Consider the following 21,037-nt stretch of genomic DNA (forward strand, 5'->3'; position numbering starts at 1 on the left):
CGCGCCTTCGCAATCCTTACAGTGTCGGACAGTCAAAAAATGCACCCCTATCGCACGCATACCTGCGCACAGCTTACCTCCGCTCATGTTGGCGAGACCGTCCGCCTGTCGGGCTGGGTGCATCGCAAGCGCGATTTCGGCGGGTTGCTGTTTGTCGACCTGCGCGATCATTACGGCATCACCCAGATTGTCGCCGATGCAGATTCGCCCGCGCTGGCGGTGCTGGACCGGCTGCGGGTGGAATCGGTCATCACCATCGAAGGCAACGTCAAGGCGCGCTCGGCCGAGACGGTGAACCCCCGCCTCGCTACGGGTGAGGTCGAGGTGTATGCGCGGCAAATCACCGTGCTGAGCACCGCGGAAGAACTGCCTTTGCCCGTGGCCGACGAACAGCCTTACCCTGAGGACATCCGCCTCAAGTACCGCTTCCTCGATCTGCGCCGCGAGACGCTGCACAAGAACATCATGACCCGCGTGGCGGTGATCGCCGATATGCGGCAGCGGATGGGCGCGGTGGGCTTTAACGAGTTCTCGACCCCGATCCTCACCGCGTCCTCGCCTGAGGGCGCGCGCGACTTTTTGGTACCGAGCCGTATCCACGCGGGCAAGTTCTACGCGCTTCCGCAGGCCCCGCAGCAGTACAAGCAGCTGCTGATGGTCGCCGGTTTCGACCGCTATTTCCAGATCGCCCCCTGCTTCCGGGACGAAGACCCCCGTGCTGACCGTCTGCCGGGCGAGTTTTACCAGCTCGACCTTGAAATGAGCTTCGTGACGCAGGAAGAAGTGTGGGAGACGATGGAGCCCGTGATCCAGGGCACCTTCGCCGCATTTGCGGGCGACAAGAGCGTCACCCCGGCCGGTGAGTTCCCGCGCATTCCTTATGACGAGGCGATCCTCAAGTACGGCAGCGACAAGCCCGATCTGCGCAACCCGCTGATCATCAGCGATGTGTCGTCGCACTTCACCCAGTCGGGCTTCGGCCTGTTCGAAAAGATTGTCGGCGGCGGCGGTGTGGTGCGCGTCATCCCCGCGCCTGCCACTCACGAAAAGAGCCGCAAGTTCTTTGACGACATGAACGATTGGGCGCGCAAGGAAGGCTATGCCGGTCTCGGCTATGTCACCCGCAAGGGCGGCGAGTTCGGCGGCCCGATCGCCAAGAACCACGGCGCTGACCGGATGGCCGAACTCTATGCCGAGCTTGGTCTTGGCGAGAATGACGGGCTGTTCTTCGCCGCGGGCAAGGAAGCCGACGCTGCCAAGCTGGCAGGTGCGGCGCGCATCCGCGTGGGTGAGGAATTGGGCCTGATCGACGAAAGCCGCTTCGCGCTGTGCTGGATTGTCGATTTCCCGTTCTACGAATGGAACGAGGACGAAAAGAAGGTCGATTTCAGCCACAACCCCTTCTCGATGCCGCAGGGCGGGATCGATGCGCTGAACGGGCAGGATCCGCTGACGATCAAGGCGTTCCAGTACGATCTGGTCTGCAATGGCTTTGAAATCGCGTCGGGCTCGATCCGCAACCACATGCCGGAAACCATGGTCAAGGCGTTCGAACTGGTCGGCCTTTCGAAGGCGGACGTGGAAGAGCGCTTCGGCGGGATGTACCGCGCCTTCCAGTACGGTGCGCCGCCGCACGGGGGCATGGCCGCTGGCGTCGACCGGATCGTCATGCTGTTGTGCGGCGCCAAGAACCTGCGCGAAATCTCGCTCTTCCCGATGAACCAGCGCGCCGAAGATCTGCTGATGGGCGCGCCGAGCCCGGCTGAACCGCGCTCCTTGCGGGAACTGCACCTGCGCGTGGTCGAGCCGCAGGCGAAGCCGACCGCTGGCTAGGCACCCTCCAACCCGGCGATGAAAGCAGCAACGTTACGGCCAAGTGCCGCGACGTTGTAGCCGCCTTCCATCACCGTGACGGTAGGCAGGCCGAGCGCCCCGATGCGCGCGCCCATGGCCTGCATATCGTCGGTCGTCAGGGCGAACTGTGAGATAGGGTCTTCGGCAAAGGTGTCCGCGCCGTAGCTGACGATGAGCGTTTTCGCGCCGAACCGCGCGACCGCGTCCAGCGCCTTGCCGAGCGCGTCCTGATAGGTCGCCCAGTCCGTCCCGCGCGGGAGCGGCAGATTGAGATTCGCTCCTTCGCCCTCGCCGGCGCCATGTTCCTCGGCATGACCCCAGAAATAGGGGAAATCGGTGCGCGGATCGGCGTGGATCGAGGCGAAGAACACGCTCCCGTCCGCGTAGAAGATGTCCTGCGTGCCGTTGCCGTGGTGGTAATCGACATCGAGCACTGCGACCGGCCCCATCTGCCGCGCGGCGACGGCGCGGGCGGCGATGGCGGCGTTGTTGAGGTAACAATAGCCTCCGAAATAGTCCGCCCCTGCATGGTGGCCGGGCGGACGGCAAAGCGCGAAGACGTGCCGCGTTTCGCCTGACGCCAGCGCCTCGGCCGCAGCAATCGCCGATTGCGCCGCGCCGTAAGCTGCCTCCCACGTGCCCGCCGCGATCGGTGTCACTGTGTCGAAGCCATATTGCCCGAGCTTGCCGTCGATACGCTCCAGCGCCAGCGGTCGCCGCCCGCGCACGGGGAAGGCATAGCCGATGGCATCGCCTTTGCGCCCCGCCGCAAGCCAGGCCGCGTGGGCGGATTGGAGAAAGGCGAGATATTCCGCATCATGCACGGCAAGGATCGCCTCCATCCCGTGATCGGCGGGCGCGCGCACGGTGCCCATCGCCGCAAGCATGTTCGCAAGCCGCGCCGGGGTTTCGGCGTGCGCTTCCGCCTGCCCGTTGACGAGCTCGACAAGGGGCGCGTGGGCGTTCTGGGCGGGGGAGCAGAAGGTCAGCATGATCGGCAGGCCTTCGCACAGCGGCGCGGCGGCTGGCAAGGCTCTCGCGTGGCGGCTTGTTTGCGCGGCAAAATCCTGCAAAGTTCGCGCGCGGATGGGGTCGGATAGGGGGGAAGGCCATGCGGTTAACATTGTTCATTGGGGCAGGTGCTCTGCTCTGCGCTGCGGCGGCGCAGGCTGAAACGATCCCTGTTGCAGGCATCTATGCGGCAGGGACCGATGCGCCATCGCGTGCGCGCTCAATCGCGATTGCGGGCTTTGCCGGACGGGGCGGCGAACGGCTCGCCTTTGCCATCGACACGGCACTGCGCAGCGCGGTGATCGAGGGCCGCCCGTGGTTCGATCTCACCTTCGCCGAGCCCCCACGTGGCTCGACCTACACCTATGACCGCGATGCCGATCCGGCCGCTTACCGCGGCGGTGCGGACGCGGTGATGCGCGGCATCGCCGAGGTCGAATGGCGCGATACCGACAGCGGCACCAAGGAGGTGGAAGAATGCGTCACCAAGGATGACCGCGGCAAGTGCACCGAAAAGAAGAAGATCAACGTGCCTTGCCGCGCCCGGAATGTGACGCTGCGCCCGGAACTGCGGCTGGTGTCGCGCGAAGGCGAACTGCTCTATGCTAAGGGCGACGTGGTCACCACCAGCCGCCGTTTCTGCAAGGATGAAGACGGCTCGCCTTCGGTCGATTCGATGGTTGAGGAACTGGCACGCGATTTTGCCAAAGCCGTGCGCCGCGATCTTGCGCCCGAATTCCGGGACGAGGACATCCGCGTGCTGGAAAGCCGCGATGGCATGACCAAACCGGATCAGGCCCTGTTCCGCTCCGCGCTGCGTTTGACCAAGACCGATGTGTCCGAGGCCTGCGCGGTCTTCGCAGACCTAAGCGCGAACAACCCCGATAGCGTCACCATCCTGTTCAATACCGGCCTGTGCATGGAACGTCTGGGCGAGTTGGAGACCGCGACCCAGCGTTACGAGGAGGCGCTGGCGCTCAGCCCGCGCAAGGCAGAACCGCGCGAGGGCCTTGCTCGCATCGCTTCGCGGCTGCGCGCCGAGGCCCAGCGGCAATTGCATGAGGACACGCTGTCACGCTGACTGTCATCCCCACTTGCGCTTGTCCGCGCCGTTCATTAGGGCGGGGCGACTTATTCTAACCCCAGTTCAAGAGGGAATACCATGAGCGATACTGCCGACCGGGTGGCCAAGATTGTCGTCGAGCATCTCGGCGTGGAAGCTGACAAGGTCACTCAGGATGCGAGCTTCATCGATGATCTCGGTGCGGACAGCCTCGACATCGTCGAACTGGTGATGGCCTTCGAAGAGGAATTCGGTGTCGAAATCCCCGACGATGCGGCCGAGAAGATCACCACCGTCGGCGACGCGACCAAGTACATCGAAGAGCACAAGGGCTAACACCCGCAAGGACGCCCCGGTGTCCGCGCCTGCCAGCCCCTTGCCCGTTCGGCAAAAGGCGGGGCATTTGTCCGGCAACCCATTTGCCGGGGCGCGGATCAGGGCTTAGACAGGCTCAGCCCTAGGCGGGTTGGGCCTGTTGCCTTTTTGCAAGCCAGCCCCTTTATCGGAGAACGCGAATGCGCCGTGTGGTTGTTACCGGGCTTGGCCTCGTCACCCCGCTTGGAGCCGATGTCGAAACGACATGGGCGAACCTGATTGCGGGGAAGAGCGGGGCGGGCCAGATCACCCGGTTCGATGCCTCGAACCAGAAGTGCACCATCGCCTGCGAGGTGAAGGGCAAGGATCACCCCTGGGGCTTCGACCCCGACAAGCGCGTGGATCACAAGGTTCAGCGCCAGGTCGATCCCTTCATCATCTATGGCATTGATGCGGCGGGCCAAGCGTTGGAAGACGCTGGCCTCACCGACATGACCCAGGCCGAGAAGGAGCGCACCGGCTGCTCGATCGGTTCGGGCATCGGCGGCTTGCCGGGGATCGAGATCGAGAGCGTCAACCTCCACGAACGCGGGCCGTCGCGGGTCAGTCCACACTTCGTACACGGGCGGTTGATCAATCTCATCACCGGTCAGGTGCAGATCAAGTACGGATTCATGGGCCCGAACCATGCGGTCGTCACCGCTTGTTCCACCGGCGCGCACTCGATTGGCGATGCGGCGCGGATGATCATGGCGGACGATGCCGACATCATGCTGGCGGGCGGGGCGGAAAGCACCATCAACCCGCTCGGCATCGCCGGTTTCGCGCAGGCGCGCGCGCTCAACATGAGCATGAACGACCGCCCGACCGAAGCGAGCCGCCCCTACGATCGCAACCGTGACGGCTTCGTCATGGGTGAGGGCGCGGGCGTGATTGTGCTTGAGGAATACGAACGCGCCAAGGCGCGCGGCGCGAAGATCTATGCCGAAGTCACTGGCTATGGCCTGTCGGGCGATGCCTATCACGTCACCGCCCCGCACCCCGAAGGCAAGGGCGCGGAACTGGCGATGCGGATGGCGCTGAAGAAGGCGGGTCTCGGGCCGGGTGATATTGATTACATCAACGCCCACGGCACTTCGACCATGGCCGACACCATCGAACTCGCCGCGATCAAGCGCGTGCTGGGCGAAGGGCTGGGCGGGGCTTCGATGTCTTCGACTAAGAGCGCGATCGGCCACCTGCTGGGCGGCGCGGGTGCGGTCGAAGCGATCTTCTGCATCCTCGCGATGCGTGACCAGATCGTCCCGCCGACGCTCAACCTCCACGATCCCGACGAAGGCACCGAAGGCATCGATCTCGTGCCGCTGGTGGCCAAGAAGCGTGAAGTGCGCGCGGTGCTGAACAACAGCTTCGGCTTTGGCGGCACCAACGCGTCGCTCATCATGCAAAAGGTCGACTGATCCGGTGAGGATGCTGCGGCTTGCCCTGGCGGGCCTCGGGGCCATCCTTGCAGCCGTGGTGCTGGCGTGGGTCTTTCTGGGGTCGGCCACGATCTCCAAGGAGACCAGCTTCACCATCCCCGCCGGCGCCTCAGTGGCGTCGGTCGCAGACAAGCTGGAAGCCGAGGGGCTGATCTCCTCGGCTTCGGGCTTTGTCCTGCAAGCGCGCATCTTTGGTTCAGACACCCCGATCCAGGCGGGCGAGTTCCTGCTGACCCCGGACATGAGCCAGGGCGACATCCTCGCCGCGTTCCAGTCGGGCGATGTGATCCGCCGCTTCGTGACAATCCCCGAAGGCATGCCCTCGATCCTCGTCTGGGAACGGCTGATGGCCGAGGAGCTGCTCGCCGGCGCGGTTGACGTGCCGCCCGAAGGTTCGATCCTGCCCGATACCTATGCCTTCGAACGCGGCCAGTCCCGCAAAGCCCTTGTCGAGCAAATGCAGGCCGCGATGGACAAGGCGCTCGCCGAAGAATGGGGCAAGCGCGCGCCCGGCATCGCGGTCGATACAATGCGCGATGCGTTGATCCTCGCTTCGATCGTCGAGAAGGAAACCGGCAAGCCCGAAGAACGCCGCATGGTGGCGGGGCTCTACTCCAACCGCGTGCGCACCGGTATGAAATTGCAAGCCGATCCGACGATCATCTACCCCATTACCAAGGGCAAGCCGCTCGGTCGCCGGATCAAACAGTCCGAGATCAGCGCGGTCAATGGCTACAACACCTACACCCGCACCGGGCTTCCGGAAGGGCCGATCACCAACCCGGGCCGCGCCAGCATCGCGGCGGTGGTGAACCCCGAGAAAACGACTGCGCTGTTCATGGTCGCCGACGGCACGGGCGGGCATTGGTTCGCCAGCACCCTTGCCGAACACAATGCCAATGTTGCCAAGTGGTACGCCATCCGCCGCCAACGCGGCGAGATGTGACATCGCACCCGTCATCCCGGACTTGATCCGGGATCGCTATCGCCGCAGACCCCTCCGGTGGCCAATCCCTTCATCCTGACCGCGGCCCTGCCGCCCGATCTGGCAGGCTTTGCCGAAGGGCTGCGGCGGGCGCATTATCCCGCAGAGAAGAACCACCTCCACACCCACGTGACCCTGTTCCATGCCTTCGCACCATCGCTGCTGGAGGAACTGCGCGACTTTCTGCCCAAGGTGGCCCGTGAATTTTCCGCTCCCGAGGGTGCGGTGAAGGGCGTGATGGATCTGGGCAAGGGCACCGCCATCGCATTGGATGCGCCGCAGCTGCTTGATCTGCGCGCGCTCATTGCCGAGCATTTCCACGGTAGCCTGACATCTCAGGACCTCCACGAGCCACGCCCGCACATCACGATCCAGAACAAGGTCACCAAGGACGAGGCGCGGGCGTTACAAGCGGCGCTAGCGCCCGACCTTGCTCCATGGATCGGCAAGGGGCGTTTCGTCTTCCCCGCGCTGGAGCTGTGGCACTATCGCGGCGGTCCGTGGGAGCTGGTCAAGACCTGCGCTTTCCGGGGCCGCGAACGGGTCTGAGCCAAGCGCGCCAACAGGGCTTGACCCCGCAGCGCGCCCGCCCTAAGTGCCCGCCTCGCCCGGGCCGACACCCGGCGCCGAATCCGGCTGCGAAACACCGCCGGATGCCCATGGGGCGGAGTAGCTCAGCCGGTTAGAGCAGCGGAATCATAATCCGCGTGTCGGGGGTTCGAGTCCCTCCTCCGCTACCATTGCTAGCGTCAACATCGGCCGGATCAGAAGTGGCTACGTCAGCTTTTTTCCGGCGGCCATTCATCGGCATTATCGTGCTCGTGCCTCGACCGGCGACTGCTTGAGATCTCCCTGCCAGATACCTTCAACCTGAAGTCGGCCCCATTGCCCTCAACGCGCGCAAGTCTGCAGTGCGGGGTGACTTGACCGTTTTGCCTACTTGGCAGATAGACAATGCGCGATGCTGTCCCAGAAGACCCGCTATGCCATACGCGCGATGCAGCACCTTGCTGATCACTTTGGCGAGGGGCCGGTCCAGCTAGCCGCGATTGCCGACACGCAGAATATTCCTGCAAAGTTTCTCACCGTCATCCTGTCGGAATTGACCCGCGCGGGCCTGGTTGAATCCCAGCGCGGGCGCGACGGGGGCTACTGGCTCGCAATCCCGCCGGTCGATATCACCTATGGCGATCTTATCCGGCATATGCGCGGGTCCTTGGCGCTGGTGCCTTGCGCCAGTCGCTATGCCCACGAGAAGTGCAAGAACTGTCTGGAGGAAGGCGCGTGCCGCACACGCGCCTTGCTGCTTGATGTGCGCGACCGGACCGCGCAAATCCTTGATGGCATCCGGCTGTCCGATCCCATCACGCCGGTGCCAGCCTTCACCGGCGACGAGGCCTGACCACCCCGGCCATTCGCCCCGGCGCACAAAGCCCACCTTTCATCGCCTGACAGAAAATCTGCGCTGTCACCCTATTGTCAAGCAAAACACTTGAGTTTAATTGCTTCGTTGCGGATCGAGTCCGTGTAACGAAAGGCCCACTTATGGACCGTGACGAAAAACAATCTGGCGCAGGTGGCGTTCTGCCGGACGCGCTGGCGCTGGTCAGCGAGGCGCTCGGGCGTTTGCGCTACGGCGCGATCCAGCTGACCGTGCATGACGGCAAGGTCATGCAGATCGACGTGACCGAAAGGAAGCGGCTGACCGATTGATCGGCACCGTGACCCAACCCCACCAAACATCAACAGGGACCAGCAGACCGGACCACCGGATGCATACCCGCTTGCAAAGGCGAGACCATGTATCCGTTTTCCACCCGCAGCACTCTCCTGCTCGGCGCAGGCCTGGCCGCGCTGCTTTCCGCACCCTCTACCGCCTTCGCCCAGGATCAAGCGCCTGCCGAAGCCGCCGAGACCGCCGAGGAGCCGAACAGCAATGACATCATCGTCACCGCCCGTCGCCGCTCCGAAAGCGCGCAGGATATCCCGCTCGCAGTGTCGGTGATCGATGCCCGCCAGCTCGACGAGACCGGGGCGTTCAACGTCAACCGGCTCCAGCAGCTGGCCCCGACCTTGCAGTTCTATTCGTCGAACCCGCGCAACACCGCGGTGAATATCCGCGGGTTGGGCGTGCCCTTCGGTCTGACGAGCGACGGGTTCGAACAGGGCGTCGGCATCTATGTCGACGATGTCTATTACTCGCGCGTCGCCTCGGCCACGTTCGACTTCCTCGATGTGGCGCAGATCGAAGTGCTGCGCGGGCCGCAGGGGACGCTTTACGGCAAGAACACCACCGCAGGCGCCATCAACATCACCACCAACCAGCCGAGCTTCGATTTCGAAGGCCGGGCGGAAATCAGCCTTGGCAATTACGAGTTCCGGCAGGCACGACTTGCGGTTTCAGGCCCGCTATCCGAGCGGGTGGCGGCGCGCGTGGCCTTCTCGGGCACTTCACGGCGCGGCACGATCCGGAACGTTGTCACCGGGCAGGACATCCAAAGCCTCGATAACCTCGGTGTGCGTGCGCAGGTGCTGTGGGAGGCGGCCGACAATCTCAAAATCACGCTGGTGGGCGATTACAACAAGCAGGACGCCAATTGCTGCGGTTCGGTGTTCGTCCGCACCGGCACGACCCAGCGTCCGCTCAACCGCCAGTTCGCCGCCCTGGCCGCCGCGCAAAATTATGCGCCGCCCAGCACCAATCCGTTCGACCGCCTGAGTGATCTGGACTCGCAACTCAACGCCGGCAACGTGATCGCTGGCGCGTCGCTCCGGGCGGTGTGGGACATCGGGCCGGGCACCTTCACCTCGGTGACGGCATGGCGCTACTGGGACTGGAAGCCCGAGAATGACCGCGACTTCACCGGCCTGCCGATTGTCTCGCTGTCGCAGAACCCTTCGCAGCAGAACCAGTATACGCAGGAGTTCCGCTACGCTTACACTGGCGACAAGTTTGACTTCGTGCTCGGCGCCTTCGCCTTCGATCAGCGCATCGACACCCAAGGGACAGAGGCTCAGGGCCTCGCCGCAAGCCGCTGGAACATTGCGCCGAATAATGCGCTCTCGAACGATCCGAGCGTGCTTAACGGGCTGACGGCGCGCAACACGCAGTTCCTTGAGAGCACCAGCCTGGCGCTGTTCGGACAGGTCAGCTGGAAGGTCACCGACGCCTTCACCATTCAACCGGGCGCGCGGGTGAATTACGACAAGAAGAAGGGCTTCTACCAGCGCCGCGTCTTCACCGGCGCAGGCACGGAATTGCTCGGCACCGAGACTGACGCCCGCAGCCGTGCGCAGCTGGGGGTGTTCCAGCCGCAGGTGAGCGCGCCTGAGGATACCGACTGGAACCTCACCTATGACCTCACGCTCAGCTACGAAGTCGCGCCCGATGTGCTGGCCTATGGCACCTATGCCAAGAGCTTCAAGACCATCGGCATCAACCAGAACGGGTTGCCGACCGACGCCAGTGGTCAGCCGATTGCGGCGGCAGGGACGATCCGGCCCGAGACAGTCGATCACTTCGAGCTGGGGCTCAAGTCGCAATTCTGGGATCGCAAGGCAACGCTGAACCTTGCCGCCTTCCGCACGGACATCCGCGATTATCAGGCGACCGTGAACAACGGCCAGTTCGGGGTGCTGCGCGGGTTCCTTGCCAATGCGGACAAGGTGCGCTCGCAGGGGATCGAGGCAGACTTCTCGATCCGGCCGAGCCAACGCTTCACCGCCTATGCGAGCGGCGCTTACACCGATGCCAAATATGTCCGCTTCGTCGATGCGCCGTGCCCGCCAGAGCTTGCGGGCGGCACCATCGCGGGCGCCGGCCAAACTCCGTCCGCGCCAAGCACCCCCGGCGGGATCAGCCCGGCCAACTGCGATATCTCGGGGCAGCGGCTGCCGGGCGTATCGAAGTGGGCGTTCTCCTTCGGGGCAGAGGGCAATCTGCCGACCGAGTTCCTCGGCAAGGCGGGCGAGGTCTATCTCGGCTATGACGGCTCCTACCGTTCGGGCTTCTCCTCCAACCCTTCGCCGTCGGCCTTCACCAATGTCGAGGGCTACGCCCTGTCCAACTTCCGAATTGGCTTTCGCTCGGACGACGGGTTCAACCTCTTCGCCTGGGTCAGGAACGCCTTTGACGAAGACTACTTCGAGCAGCTATTCGTTGGCCCGGGCAACACCGGGCTGATCGCTGGGCTTCCGGGCGATCCGCGCACCTGGGGCGCGACCGCCGCGATTACCTTCTAGCCCTGCCACGTGCAGAGAGGACCGCCTCATGCCTGACATCACCTCGCTCCTGATCGACATCGCGCCGTTCATCGCCATCGGCATGGCGGCCCAGATGATCGACGGAGCGCTGGGTATGGCCTTCGGGGTCATCACCCAGACCCTGCTGGTTAGCGCCTTGGGGGTGCCGGCCGCCACGGCGTCGGCCAGCGTGCATCTGGTCGAACTGTTCACCACCGGGGCATCGGGGGCGAGCCATATCTGGCACCGGAATGTCGATTGGGGGCTGTTCTGGCGACTGGTCCCCTTCGGCGTGCTAGGCGGGGTGAGCGGTGCCTATCTGCTGTCGAGCATCGATGCCTCGGCGGCGCGGCCCTTTGTGATGATCTACCTCACCGGGATCGGGTTCTATCTGCTGTGGCGCGCGATCCGTATGTCGAAGCCCCGGTTCGAGGATCCGCGTTACACCCGGCCGCTGGCGCTGGCTGGCGGGTTCCTTGATGCGGCCGGTGGGGGCGGGTGGGGGCCGGTGGTCACGTCCAACCTGATGATCCAGGGCGGCGATCCGCGGAAGATTATCGGCACGGTCAATTCCGCCGAGTTCCTGCTGACCTTGTCGATCTCGATCGCCTTTATCGCCACGCTCGGCTTTGCTGCCTTCACGACGATCACCGTCGGCCTGATCATCGGCGGTGTGATCGCCGCGCCGTTCGGGGCGATCCTTGCCAACCGCGTTCAGCCGCGCACACTGCTGCTGGCGGTGGCAGTGGTGCTGATTGTGACCAGCAGCTACAGCATCATCAAGGCATGGCCGATCATCTAGGCCCTTGGGAAGCAGCATGGACACCGAACTGATCGCTATTTGCGCGCTGACCGGCGTGATCAACCTCATTGGTGCGCTGGCCTATGCCGCGCGCATCGCCGGGGTGCGCACGGGGCGGATTGCGCTCAGCTTCGCGCTCTTCAACGTCCTGCTGCTGGTGTCGCGCACCTCGAACGGGTTCCTCGGGCCTTTCCTTGCCAAGCGGATCGAGACCGGGCTGGCGAACGGCGCGGGTGATGCCCTGTTGTTCGACCTGCGGCTGGTGCTGCTTTCCGCCGCGGCTGCCGTGGCGCTCGGGATCGTGCTGGTGCCGACCTTCCAGCGCCTGTTCGCCGCCGCGATTGGCTTCTTTCAAGTGAACCGGTCCACCACCCGCCTGCTGCTCAGGAGCATCACGCCGGCTGGCCTCAGCACGATCCGGGATTCGGTTGCGCTCCCCTCTGCCGACACGCTGCGATCGCTCAAGGGCCCGCGCGGGGTGAGCTGGCCGGTGCTGATCGCCAATGCCGCGGCGCAAGGCTTGCTGGCGGTGGGCGTGCTGGCCTCGCTCTATGCCGGTTACCTCGTACCGGAGTTCCGGGTCACCGCCTCGCAGATGACCGCCATCGTCAACGGCTTTGCGACGATCCTGCTGTTCGCTCTGATCGACCCGCAAATCTCGGCGCTGACTGACGATGTGGTTGATGGCAGCGTCAGCGAAGCAACCTTCCGACGCGCCATGATCTGGGTGTCGCTGAGCCGCCTCGCTGGCACCTTGGTGGCGCAGGCTTTGCTGGTGCCAGCCGCAGTGGTGATCGCCTGGGCGGCTGGGTGGCTCTAAAGCGGCAGGCTTAAAGCCAATCCGCCCACGGCACACACCGCGAGAATGCGCAGCACTGACCATTTCAGACCGAACGCGAGCCCGCAAGCGATCGCTGCCAGCACGCCCGCACGCCAGTCGAAGCTCGCCGGGTCGGGCCAATAGAGCCGCAGCGGGCCGAATTGGCGCTGGCTGACGCTGGCAAACAGCACATGCAGCGCGAACCAAGCGGTGAGGTTGGCGATCACGCCGACAACCGCTGCCGTGACCGCCGCCAGCCCGCCCTTAAGCCGCACAGCATTGCCGAGCCGGTCGATCCACGGCGCAAAAGCGAAGATCCACATGAAGCACGGCGCAAAGGTCACCCAGGTCGTCAGCCCCGCGCCGAGCAGTCCGGCCACTAGGGGCGAAAACGGCTCGGGCGCACGGAACGCCGCCAGGTAGCCGACGAATTGCGTGACCAGAATCAGCGGTCCCGGCGTGGTCTCGGCAAGGCCCAAGCCGTCGGCCATCTCGCCGGGCTGGAGCCAGCCGAAGCCCTGGACCGCTTCCTGCGCCATATAGGCCAGCACAGCATAGGCCCCGCCAAAGGTGACGATCGCCAATTGCGAGAAGAATGTGCCAATCTCCCACAGCACGTGATCCTGACCCAGCATCACCGCGATCAGCACCATCGGCGCGGCCCAAACGGCGCCCCACACTGCCACCGACAGGACCGTGCTGCGCCAGGGACGTTCCGGCAGCACGTCGCCCGATTTGCTCGCTTTGAGCGCCAGCAGATCGGGCCGCTTTGCCGCTACCACCATGCCAATGACACCTGAACCCAGCACGATCAGCGGGAATGGCAGATCAAACAGAAACAGCCCAACAAACGCCGCTATCGCCAGCGAGCGCTTCAACTTGGTGTCCAGCGCGCGCCCCGCGATCCGCAGCAGCGCCTGGACCACAATCGCCAGAACGGCCGCTTTCACGCCGAGGAACAGCGCCTCAACCCAGCTGAGATTGGCCGCGACCCCATAAAGCACGGACAGCGCCAGAATGATCAGTGCGCCGGGGATGACAAACAGCAACCCCGCCGCCAGCCCGCCGCGCCACCCGTGCAGCCGCCACCCGATCCACGTGGCGAGCTGCTGCGCTTCGGGCCCGGGCAGCAAGTGGCAGAAGTTGAGCGCGTGGAGGAAATCGTCCTCGCTGATCCATGCGCGGTCTTCGACTAGCTCGCGGTGCATCAGCGCGATCTGGCCCGCAGGCCCGCCAAAGCTGAGCAGGCCGATGCGGGTGAACACCCGCAGCAGATCGGTGAATGTGATGGAAGGGGTAAGACCGAGTGACGCCAAGTGAACCTCGCACAATGCACCTTGCCCGATGAGGCAAGATTACGAGGCAACGCTTGGGCTTTTCTCGGCCTGAACGGGAGGTTGCTTCGCCCCGCGTATACAAGGTCTAACGGCTCAAATCGGTGAGATCAAGCAAGCTCCCGCTAATCTCAAATCCTCCCACTTTGGGCCACAAGTCCGGGATGGCCGGTAGCGACTTCCTGACATTCCGATGTCGCCGCCAACGGCGCCCACTGCCCATCCACACGGTGCGCCTATTTGAAGCGTCAGTGTTCCTTGTCCGTGGCGGCCGTAGGTTTGCTGTCAGCTTGCAGCGCAGGGGGTTTCATGGGGATTCTGGATCGGTTTCGGCTCGATGGCGAGGTGGCGGTGGTCACCGGAGCGGGCAAGGGTATCGGGCGGGCGATCGCGATTGCCTTGGCCGAAGCCGGCGCGGATGTGGTGCTCGCGTCGCGTACGCAGGCTGATCTTGACGCTGTGGCGGGAGAGATCACCGCTCTGGGCCGCCGCGCGCTGCCGCTGGCCACCGATGCGACCGACGGCGCGGCGCTCGAACGCTTGGCCGAGGCAACCATCGCGCAATTCGGCAAGCTGACCATTTGGGTCAACAATGCGGGCGGCATCCCCGATGCCACGCCGCGCTATCTCACCCGGACGCCCGAGGAGAATTTCGACGCGCAAATCGCGCTCAACCTGAAAGCGGTGTGGATGGGCGCGAGCGTGGCGGCTCGGCATATGGGTGAGGGGGGCGGGGCAATCGTCAACATCTCATCACGCTCGGCCTTCGGCCCGCAGGTCAAGAACGGGCCCTATGGCGCGGCCAAGGCGGCGGTGAACAGTCTGACAAGCACACTCTCGGTTGAACTGGCGCCCAAGATCAGGGTCAACGCCATCGCGCCCGGCCCGGTGCCGACCGAGAATTTCGATGAATGCATGGGCACCGATACCGAAGAGAAGCGCGAAAAGCTGCTCGGCATGATCGGCATCCCGCTGGGCCGCTATGGCGACCCCGAGGATATCGCCGCCGCCGTGGTCTTCATGGCCTCGCCCGCGGCAAGCTGGGTGACGGGGCAGTGCCTCTACGTCACCGGCGGCCGATAAGGAGGCAGGCATGGATCTCGGCATTGCGGGGCGCAGAGCGCTGGTGAACGGCGGCAGCGCCGGGATGGGTCATGGAGCGGCACTGGCACTGGCACTGGCACGCGAAGGGGTGGAAGTGTTCATCTCCGCGCGCGGGGCCGAGCGGCTGGAAGCGACCTGCAAGGCGATTGCCGCCGAGACCGGCGCGAGGGTCCACCCGCTGGTCGCCGATCACGCCTCGGATGAGGGGCGGGCCGCGATCCTCTCCGCGATCCCCGATCCCGACATATTGGTCGCCACTTGCGCGCCGCCGCCCTTTACCGGCGACTTTCGCGAGGTTTCGCGCGAGGATTTCGAACGCTCGGTCGCCACCGCGCTCTTGAGCCCGATAGATTACATCAAGGCGGTGACCGGCCCGATGGTGGCGCGGCGCTGGGGACGGATCGTCAATATCAGTACGGGAGCGGCCAAGTATCCCGCCGCGATGCGGGTGTTGTCCGGCCCGCCGCGCGCCGCCTTGGCGAATTATTGCCATGCGATCTCGAAGGAACTCGCGCCGCACAATGTCACGATCAACTCGGTGCTGCCGGGGATGCACCACACGCCGGGGATCGAGGACATTCTGGCACCGCGCGCCGCCGCCAATGGGCGCAGCTATGACGAGGAGGTCGCCGCCTTCGTCAGCGCGGTGCGTCTCCCGGCCGGGCGGTTCGGTGATGCCAAGGATCTGGGCGCGCTGGTCGCGATTTTTTGCAGCGCGCAGGCGAGCTACGTCACGGGCCAGTCGCTGGTGGTGGATGGCGGGATCGGCACGTCGACCTTCTAGGCGATCGGGACGCCTTGTAGCGCCACGTTTGCAGCAAGGTTGCGGATGTTGCGCGACGGGCATCTCACCGTAGGCGCTGCGCCATATATCCTAACGCACAGAGCAATATTGCATGCTCACCTTCGATCAGGCCTGTTGATCCGGGCCATGTTCCTCTAGGGGCCAAGCCGTGAGCGTTTGATCCACGCGTTTTTGTGGCGCGGATACGACCGGTTGCCCTCAGGCGCCGCAGACACCGCCACCGCCGGGATTTTCCCGTAGTCATGCAATTTGGCCGTGCTGCGATTGGCAAGCCGGCAGGAGACAATACCGATGAGAGGTTTCAAAGAGCCGAGCTTTCAGGACAGGGCTGCGGCCTCTTCCCGGGCAAAGGACAAGGCTCTGGAAAAGATGAAGGCAGCGCCCCAGCCGGATGCTGCCGAATTGGCCGAACGGCTTGAACGCCGCGCAAAGCGCGAAGCGCTCGCCGCTGAAAAGAGCGAGAAAGCCCGGCAATTGCGCGAGGAAAAGCAGCGACTGCTTGAGGAAAAGCGCGCCGAAGCGCTGCGCAAAAGCGAGAAGGCCGACGCTCCCAAGAAGTCCGAGGCCGAGCAGAAGGCGGCACGCGATGCGCGTTATGCTGCGCGCAAAAGCCGCAAGTGAATGCAACTTAGCAACTTCGACGTTACCGGCTTCCTGAAGGATTACTGGCAACAAAAACCGCTGCTGATCCGCTCGGCTTGGGACTGCTGGACCAATCCGGTCGACCCGGACGAGCTGGCAGGCCTCGCGTGTGAGCCGCTGGTCGAATCGCGCATCATCACGCGCCGCGATCATGCGTGGGAACTGGAGCATGGCCCCGTGCCGGAAAGCCGGTTTGCCAAGGCGGGCCGTGATCCGTGGACGTTGCTGGTGCAATCAGTCGATCACCATTTGCCGAGCGTTGCGGCCTTGCTCGATCCGTTTCGCTTCGTGCCCAATTGGCGGATCGATGACGTGATGGTCAGCTACGCGGTCGATGGCGGCGGGGTGGGCGCGCATTTCGATCACTATGACGTGTTTCTGGTCCAGGGCCTCGGCCGCCGCCGCTGGGAACTTGGCGCGCTGTGCGATGATGATACCGAGCTGCTGGCGCATGACGGGTTGCGCCTGCTCGCAGATTTTCAGGCGACCGAGGAGTGGATCCTCGAACCCGGCGACATGCTCTACGTCCCGCCGCGCGTGGCCCATCGCGGCGTGGCGATCGGGGACGATTGCATGACCTATTCGATCGGCTTTCGCGCCCCTTCGCGTGCGGAACTGATCGAGGCCTGGGCCGATGACATGATCCCCGATCTGTCGGACAGTGACCGCTACAGTGACCCGCACCTGTTGCAGCAGGACAATCCCGGCGAAATCAGTGCCGAAGCGCTTGCGCAGTTGCAGGCCATGATTGCCGAGACCCTGCTCGACAAGACCCGGTTTGCCCGGTGGTTCGGTCAATACAACACAACCCCCAAGAACCCCGAAATCGACTGGCGTCCTGAACATGCCGAAGACGCGGATGACGTTCAGCAGCGGCTTGCCGCCGGCATGACGCTGGTGCGCAATCCTGCCAGCCGGTTCTCGCTAATCCGTGAGACGGACACATCGCTGCTGCTGTTCGCGGACGGGCACTGCATTGCGTGCCGCGATGACACGGCTCGGTTTGCCGAGCGGGTCTGTGCCGAGACTGAGCTTGCGGTGTCGCCGGCCAGCGTACCTGCGACGTTGGAGGTGATCGCGTTGCTGGTCAACGCGGGCAGCCTCGCCTTCGAAGCCGAGGCCTAACGCCTGCGCGGCTGACTAGACCGCGACTTCGGTGAATTCGCCGGGGGCAATCCCGGCCACGGTCCAGTCACCGATCGACCAGCGCACCAATCGCAAGGTCGGCAGACCCACCGCCGCTGTCATCCGGCGCACCTGCCGGTTGCGCCCTTCGCGGATTGTGAGCTTCAGCCAACTATCCGGGATCGACTTGCGCTCGCGAATGGGCGGGTTGCGCGGCCATAGTTCGGGGGGAGCGATCCGCTCGACTTCGGCGGGCAAGGTCATTCCATCCTTGAGGCGGACGCCATTGCGCAAGGCTGCCAAGGCCTCGTCCTGCGGATCGCCTTCGACTTGCACCAGATAGGTTTTGGGCAGCTTGAACTTTGGGTCGGCAATCCGCGCCTGCAATCGGCCATCATCGCATAACAGCAGCAGCCCCTCGCTATCGCGGTCTAGCCGTCCGGCGGGATAGACATCCGGTACCGTGATGAAATCCGACAGGGTCGCACGCACCGTCTCCGACCCGCGATCGGTGAATTGCGACAGCACCCCGAAGGGCTTGTTGAACAGGATCAGCCGGGCCATGCCGGGGCCTATATCCGCAGGCAGCGCCTTTGTCTCCAAGCCCCGCTATGCACCGTGCAGTCAGGCTGGCTTGCAAGCCTGCGGTGCGGTAATGGCCCGTGCGCGCAAGACGCGATTGGCGGCGTGCTGATTCTTTCTATCACTTCAGAAACAATGCACCGGCTGGCGAGGTTCTTGCGGGATACCCCGTGGCACCCGCCGGGATCTTTTTGCGAATGGAACGCTGATCGTGACTCTCCAAATCAACGTGCAGCTGGATTACTGGTTCGAGGCGCCCTGTGATGTCCTGCTGCAAGTGGAGGCGGCCGCGATTGCCGGGCAGCGGATTGAGCAGGCGCACATCACGGTCACGCCGCATGACTATTTCGGCCGCGTCGCGGCGCAGGACCACATCGGTGAGCGCATCTGGCTTCGGACGGCGGGGCGGATGGTGGTGGACTATCAGGCCACGGTGACAATCGAGCGCAGTCCGGCCGATTATGCGCTGCTTTCGGCGGTGCCGTTTCACCGTTTGCCCGGTGAGGCTGTCCCCTACCTGCTACCCTCACGCTACTGCCCGTCCAACCAGTTCGTCGATCTGGTGCAGAGCGAGTTCGGCGCGCTGGAGGGCGGTGCCAAGATTGCGGCAATGCGGGACTGGATTGCCGGGCACCTGTCCTATGTGCCGGGCTCCAGCAATTCGGATACGACGGCGGTCGACACCTTCCACGGCCGCGAGGGCATCTGCCGGGATTACGCGCATCTGTTGATCACCTTCGCCCGCGCGGCGGACATTCCGGCCCGGATCGCGAGCGTTTACGCGCTCGGCGTGTCCCCGCCGGATTTCCACGCCGTAGTCGAAGTCTTCCTCGACGGGGAATGGCATCTGGTTGATGCAACCGACATGGCCACGGCGAGTGAAACGGTCCTGATCGGGGTGGGCCGCGATATTGGCGATGTTGCCTTCCTGACCGCCTTCGGACCGCTGGAGATGAACAGCCAGAACGTCACCGTCGCCGCAGTCAGCCCGGTTGTTTCCGCCGACTGACCGGGCCTCAGGCGTGCCAAGCGGTCGCTTGTCTCGGTTTTGACGTCCGGGAAGCGCATGGTGCGCCTGGTCTTAAGGGTCCCGCAATGCTTGGCCATGCACCATAGGCAGCAGTCGCTCCGTCACGCTGGGCGCTGCGTCAGAATACTTGCATTGGCTAGCATCGCGCAGACTGGTGGTTTGGCAGAGATGCCTGTATCAGGTCCTGAAATGTTATTGGGTTGGGAAGAGAATTAATGCACGCTCCTATGTCCGCGGCCGCTGCGGACGCTGTTTCGCTGGAACCGCGAAAGCTGGTTTCGCAGCTCAAGCCCTTCATCAAGCCACACACAGGGCGGAGCATCTGGGAGCTGGCGATCACACTGGTTCCGTTCCTCACGGTGATTCTCGGAATGCTGTTCGCGATCGACGCTGGCTATTACGTCGCGCTGGCCCTGGCGCCGGTGGCGGGGCTGCTGCTGCTGCGGGTTTTCATCATCCAGCATGATTGCGGGCACGGCGCCTTCCTGACCAAGCGGGCCGGTAACGACTGGATCGGCCGCGCGCTCGGCGTGCTGACCTTCACGCCCTATGATTGCTGGCGCCGGTCGCACACGCTCCACCACGCCAACACCGGCAATCTCGACGCTCGCGGATTTGGCGATGTCGACACGCTGACAGTGAAAGAGTTTCAGGCGCTCAGCCCGCTACAACGCTTTCTGTACCGCGCTTATCGCCACCCATTGATCCTTTTGGGAGTCGGCCCGGCCTACCTGTTCCTGATCCGTCATCGCTTGCCGATTGGTCTCATGAAAGAAGGCTCGATCTACTGGGTGAGTTCGATGGCGACCAATCTGGCAACCGCTGGTGTCCTTGCTGGCCTGATCTACGCCTTTGGGCTTGGGACGACGCTGCTGGTGGTGCTCCCGGCGCTGCTGATCGCGGCTTCGACCGGCGTCTATCTGTTTTACATCCAGCACCAGTTTGAGGATGCGCATTGGGACCGGCGTGAGGATTGGACCTTCCACGAGGCGGCGGTGCGCGGGAGTTCCCACCTCGATCTGCCGCAGCCGCTGCGCTGGTTCACCGCCAATATCGGCGTGCACCATGTCCACCACCTCGCGAGCCGCATCCCGTTCTACCGCTTGCAGGAGGTGCTGAAGGCCCATCCGCAGCTGCGGGATCTCAACCGCTTCACGGTGCCCCAAACGCTCAGCCCGCTGCTTTTGACGCTTTGGGACGAGGACAAGCGCAGGCTCGTCACCTTCCGGGAAGCTGCCGCGGGCTGACCCCTGCGGCGCGGCTGCGTCAGGCGGCTTTGGTCGTATCCTCAAAGTCGGGTAGGCCGGGGACAGTGATAACCCGCTCCCCGCCGAACTCCTCGCGCACCACGATCAATCCGCTGCGCTCAAGATGGTCGAGCAGGCGGCGGATGCGGCTGGGTGAGGAGCTGCCGTAGAGCCGCGCGAGCTCTTCCTCGTCCGGCATCGGCTCACCCAGCACCTCGGCGACAAGCATGGCGAGATAGGGCGCGAGCACATCGTCATCGACGCCTGCGATCATCGCCTCGACCCTGTCACGCAGAGCGCCTTCGAGGCGACCGAGCCCGCCGATTTCGCAGGCGAACATGCGGCGGAAGCGCGCGAGGTCGACCTGCGCGCTGGCGACACCCTGCTGCCGGCACCGGATCGCAAAATCGCGGAACAGGGCCGTGGCCGGGCGGAAGGTCGCGCCTTCACTGCGCGCCAGTTCGCGGACCACATCCTCGGCGCTGGCCGCGGGCATGGCGGGCTGGGGCAGGGCAGAAGGCTTGGGAGCTGGAGGCGCAGTCTCTGTCGTCGGCAACGGCTTGGGCGCGGGCGGCAGGGGCGGCACGGCGCGCAA

General features: G+C 64.4%; 20 protein-coding genes, 1 tRNA gene and 1 pseudogene. 18 read left to right on the forward strand and 4 right to left on the reverse strand.

The genetic code is table 11. From position 1 onward, the window contains the following. Positions 1–39: 39 nt before the first annotated feature. Complete coding sequence (gene aspS, locus GVM20_RS02860) at positions 40–1,833, forward strand: aspartate--tRNA ligase (RefSeq protein WP_166545774.1); 1,794 nt, start codon at positions 40–42, stop codon at positions 1,831–1,833. Here the strand turns inward: aspS and GVM20_RS02865 are convergent. Further along, positions 1,830–2,846, reverse strand: coding sequence for a histone deacetylase family protein (locus tag GVM20_RS02865; protein WP_166545820.1), 1,017 nt, complete (start codon positions 2,844–2,846; stop codon positions 1,830–1,832). The two genes, aspS and GVM20_RS02865, sit on opposite strands and share 4 nt — an antisense overlap. Positions 2,847–2,965: 119 nt before the next feature. On the opposite strand from GVM20_RS02865, the gene GVM20_RS02870 reads away from it, so the two are divergent. From GVM20_RS02870 to GVM20_RS02920, 11 genes are all read left to right on the forward strand, one after another. Beyond that, positions 2,966–3,946: a tetratricopeptide repeat protein gene (locus tag GVM20_RS02870; RefSeq protein WP_166545775.1), complete on the forward strand. Its 981-nt coding sequence runs from the start codon at positions 2,966–2,968 to the stop codon at positions 3,944–3,946. Between the two features lie 81 nt (positions 3,947–4,027). Next, positions 4,028–4,264 (forward strand): acyl carrier protein, encoded by a 237-nt coding sequence (locus GVM20_RS02875; RefSeq protein WP_017666217.1) that lies wholly within the window; start codon positions 4,028–4,030, stop codon positions 4,262–4,264. A 179-nt stretch (positions 4,265–4,443) separates the two neighbouring features. Then, entirely contained in the window at positions 4,444–5,703 is a 1,260-nt protein-coding gene (gene fabF, locus GVM20_RS02880; RefSeq protein ID WP_166545776.1) for a beta-ketoacyl-ACP synthase II, read from the forward strand. 10 nt (positions 5,704–5,713) lie between these two features. Further along, positions 5,714–6,670, forward strand: coding sequence for an endolytic transglycosylase MltG (gene mltG / locus GVM20_RS02885; RefSeq protein ID WP_166545777.1), 957 nt, complete (start codon positions 5,714–5,716; stop codon positions 6,668–6,670). 57 nt (positions 6,671–6,727) lie between these two features. Continuing rightward, positions 6,728–7,258, forward strand: coding sequence for a 2'-5' RNA ligase family protein (locus GVM20_RS02890; protein ID WP_166545778.1), 531 nt, complete (start codon positions 6,728–6,730; stop codon positions 7,256–7,258). Between the two features lie 114 nt (positions 7,259–7,372). Next, positions 7,373–7,449 (forward strand) — tRNA-Met (locus GVM20_RS02895). A gap of 221 nt (positions 7,450–7,670) precedes the next feature. Continuing rightward, positions 7,671–8,111 (forward strand): RrF2 family transcriptional regulator, encoded by a 441-nt coding sequence (locus GVM20_RS02900; protein ID WP_166545779.1) that lies wholly within the window; start codon positions 7,671–7,673, stop codon positions 8,109–8,111. Between the two features lie 143 nt (positions 8,112–8,254). After that, complete coding sequence (locus GVM20_RS02905) at positions 8,255–8,422, forward strand: YezD family protein (protein WP_166545780.1); 168 nt, start codon at positions 8,255–8,257, stop codon at positions 8,420–8,422. An 87-nt stretch (positions 8,423–8,509) separates the two neighbouring features. Beyond that, on the forward strand, positions 8,510–10,951 hold the full coding sequence (locus tag GVM20_RS02910; RefSeq protein ID WP_166545781.1) for a TonB-dependent receptor: 2,442 nt from the start codon (positions 8,510–8,512) through the stop codon (positions 10,949–10,951). 28 nt (positions 10,952–10,979) lie between these two features. Then, positions 10,980–11,753, forward strand: a complete 774-nt coding sequence (locus GVM20_RS02915; protein ID WP_166545782.1) for a sulfite exporter TauE/SafE family protein — start codon at positions 10,980–10,982, stop codon at positions 11,751–11,753. Positions 11,754–11,769: 16 nt separating this feature from the next. Next, the gene (locus tag GVM20_RS02920) at positions 11,770–12,573 is read left to right on the forward strand and encodes a lipid II flippase family protein (protein WP_166545783.1); all 804 of its coding nucleotides are present in this window, start codon (positions 11,770–11,772) and stop codon (positions 12,571–12,573) included. Here the strand turns inward: GVM20_RS02920 and chrA are convergent. Continuing rightward, the gene (gene chrA / locus GVM20_RS02925) at positions 12,570–13,889 is read right to left on the reverse strand and encodes a chromate efflux transporter (RefSeq protein WP_199799409.1); all 1,320 of its coding nucleotides are present in this window, start codon (positions 13,887–13,889) and stop codon (positions 12,570–12,572) included. The genes GVM20_RS02920 and chrA overlap by 4 nt on opposite strands. Before the next feature lie 327 nt (positions 13,890–14,216). On the opposite strand from chrA, the gene GVM20_RS02930 reads away from it, so the two are divergent. The 4 genes from GVM20_RS02930 (at position 14,217) to GVM20_RS02945 (ending at position 17,583) form a co-directional block, all read left to right on the forward strand. Beyond that, positions 14,217–14,990 (forward strand): SDR family NAD(P)-dependent oxidoreductase, encoded by a 774-nt coding sequence (locus GVM20_RS02930; protein WP_166545784.1) that lies wholly within the window; start codon positions 14,217–14,219, stop codon positions 14,988–14,990. 10 nt (positions 14,991–15,000) lie between these two features. Beyond that, positions 15,001–15,795 carry an SDR family oxidoreductase gene (locus tag GVM20_RS02935; protein WP_166545785.1) on the forward strand — a complete coding sequence of 265 codons (795 nt, stop codon included), beginning with the start codon at positions 15,001–15,003 and terminating at the stop codon, positions 15,793–15,795. 312 nt (positions 15,796–16,107) lie between these two features. Further along, positions 16,108–16,437: a DUF6481 family protein gene (locus GVM20_RS02940; RefSeq protein WP_166545786.1), complete on the forward strand. Its 330-nt coding sequence runs from the start codon at positions 16,108–16,110 to the stop codon at positions 16,435–16,437. Further along, the gene (locus GVM20_RS02945; protein WP_166545787.1) at positions 16,438–17,583 is read left to right on the forward strand and encodes a cupin domain-containing protein; all 1,146 of its coding nucleotides are present in this window, start codon (positions 16,438–16,440) and stop codon (positions 17,581–17,583) included. A 15-nt stretch (positions 17,584–17,598) separates the two neighbouring features. Here the strand turns inward: GVM20_RS02945 and GVM20_RS02950 are convergent, their stop codons facing one another. After that, positions 17,599–18,147: a pseudouridine synthase gene (locus tag GVM20_RS02950; RefSeq protein WP_166545822.1), complete on the reverse strand. Its 549-nt coding sequence runs from the start codon at positions 18,145–18,147 to the stop codon at positions 17,599–17,601. Between the two features lie 229 nt (positions 18,148–18,376). Here GVM20_RS02950 and GVM20_RS02955 point away from each other — a divergent pair, with 229 nt between their 5' ends. Together GVM20_RS02955 and GVM20_RS02960 are read left to right on the forward strand one after the other, a co-directional pair. Further along, positions 18,377–19,174 (forward strand): transglutaminase-like domain-containing protein, encoded by a 798-nt coding sequence (locus GVM20_RS02955; protein WP_166545788.1) that lies wholly within the window; start codon positions 18,377–18,379, stop codon positions 19,172–19,174. Between the two features lie 248 nt (positions 19,175–19,422). Beyond that, positions 19,423–20,442, forward strand: a complete 1,020-nt coding sequence (locus tag GVM20_RS02960; RefSeq protein WP_166545789.1) for a fatty acid desaturase — start codon at positions 19,423–19,425, stop codon at positions 20,440–20,442. Between the two features lie 19 nt (positions 20,443–20,461). Here the strand turns inward: GVM20_RS02960 and GVM20_RS02965 are convergent. Next, a pseudogene (locus GVM20_RS02965) lies at positions 20,462–21,037 on the reverse strand (ATP-binding protein); the annotation flags it as partial.

This window comes from Porphyrobacter sp. SLTP (genome assembly GCF_009905735.1).
In the GTDB taxonomy this organism is placed as follows: domain Bacteria; phylum Pseudomonadota; class Alphaproteobacteria; order Sphingomonadales; family Sphingomonadaceae; genus Erythrobacter.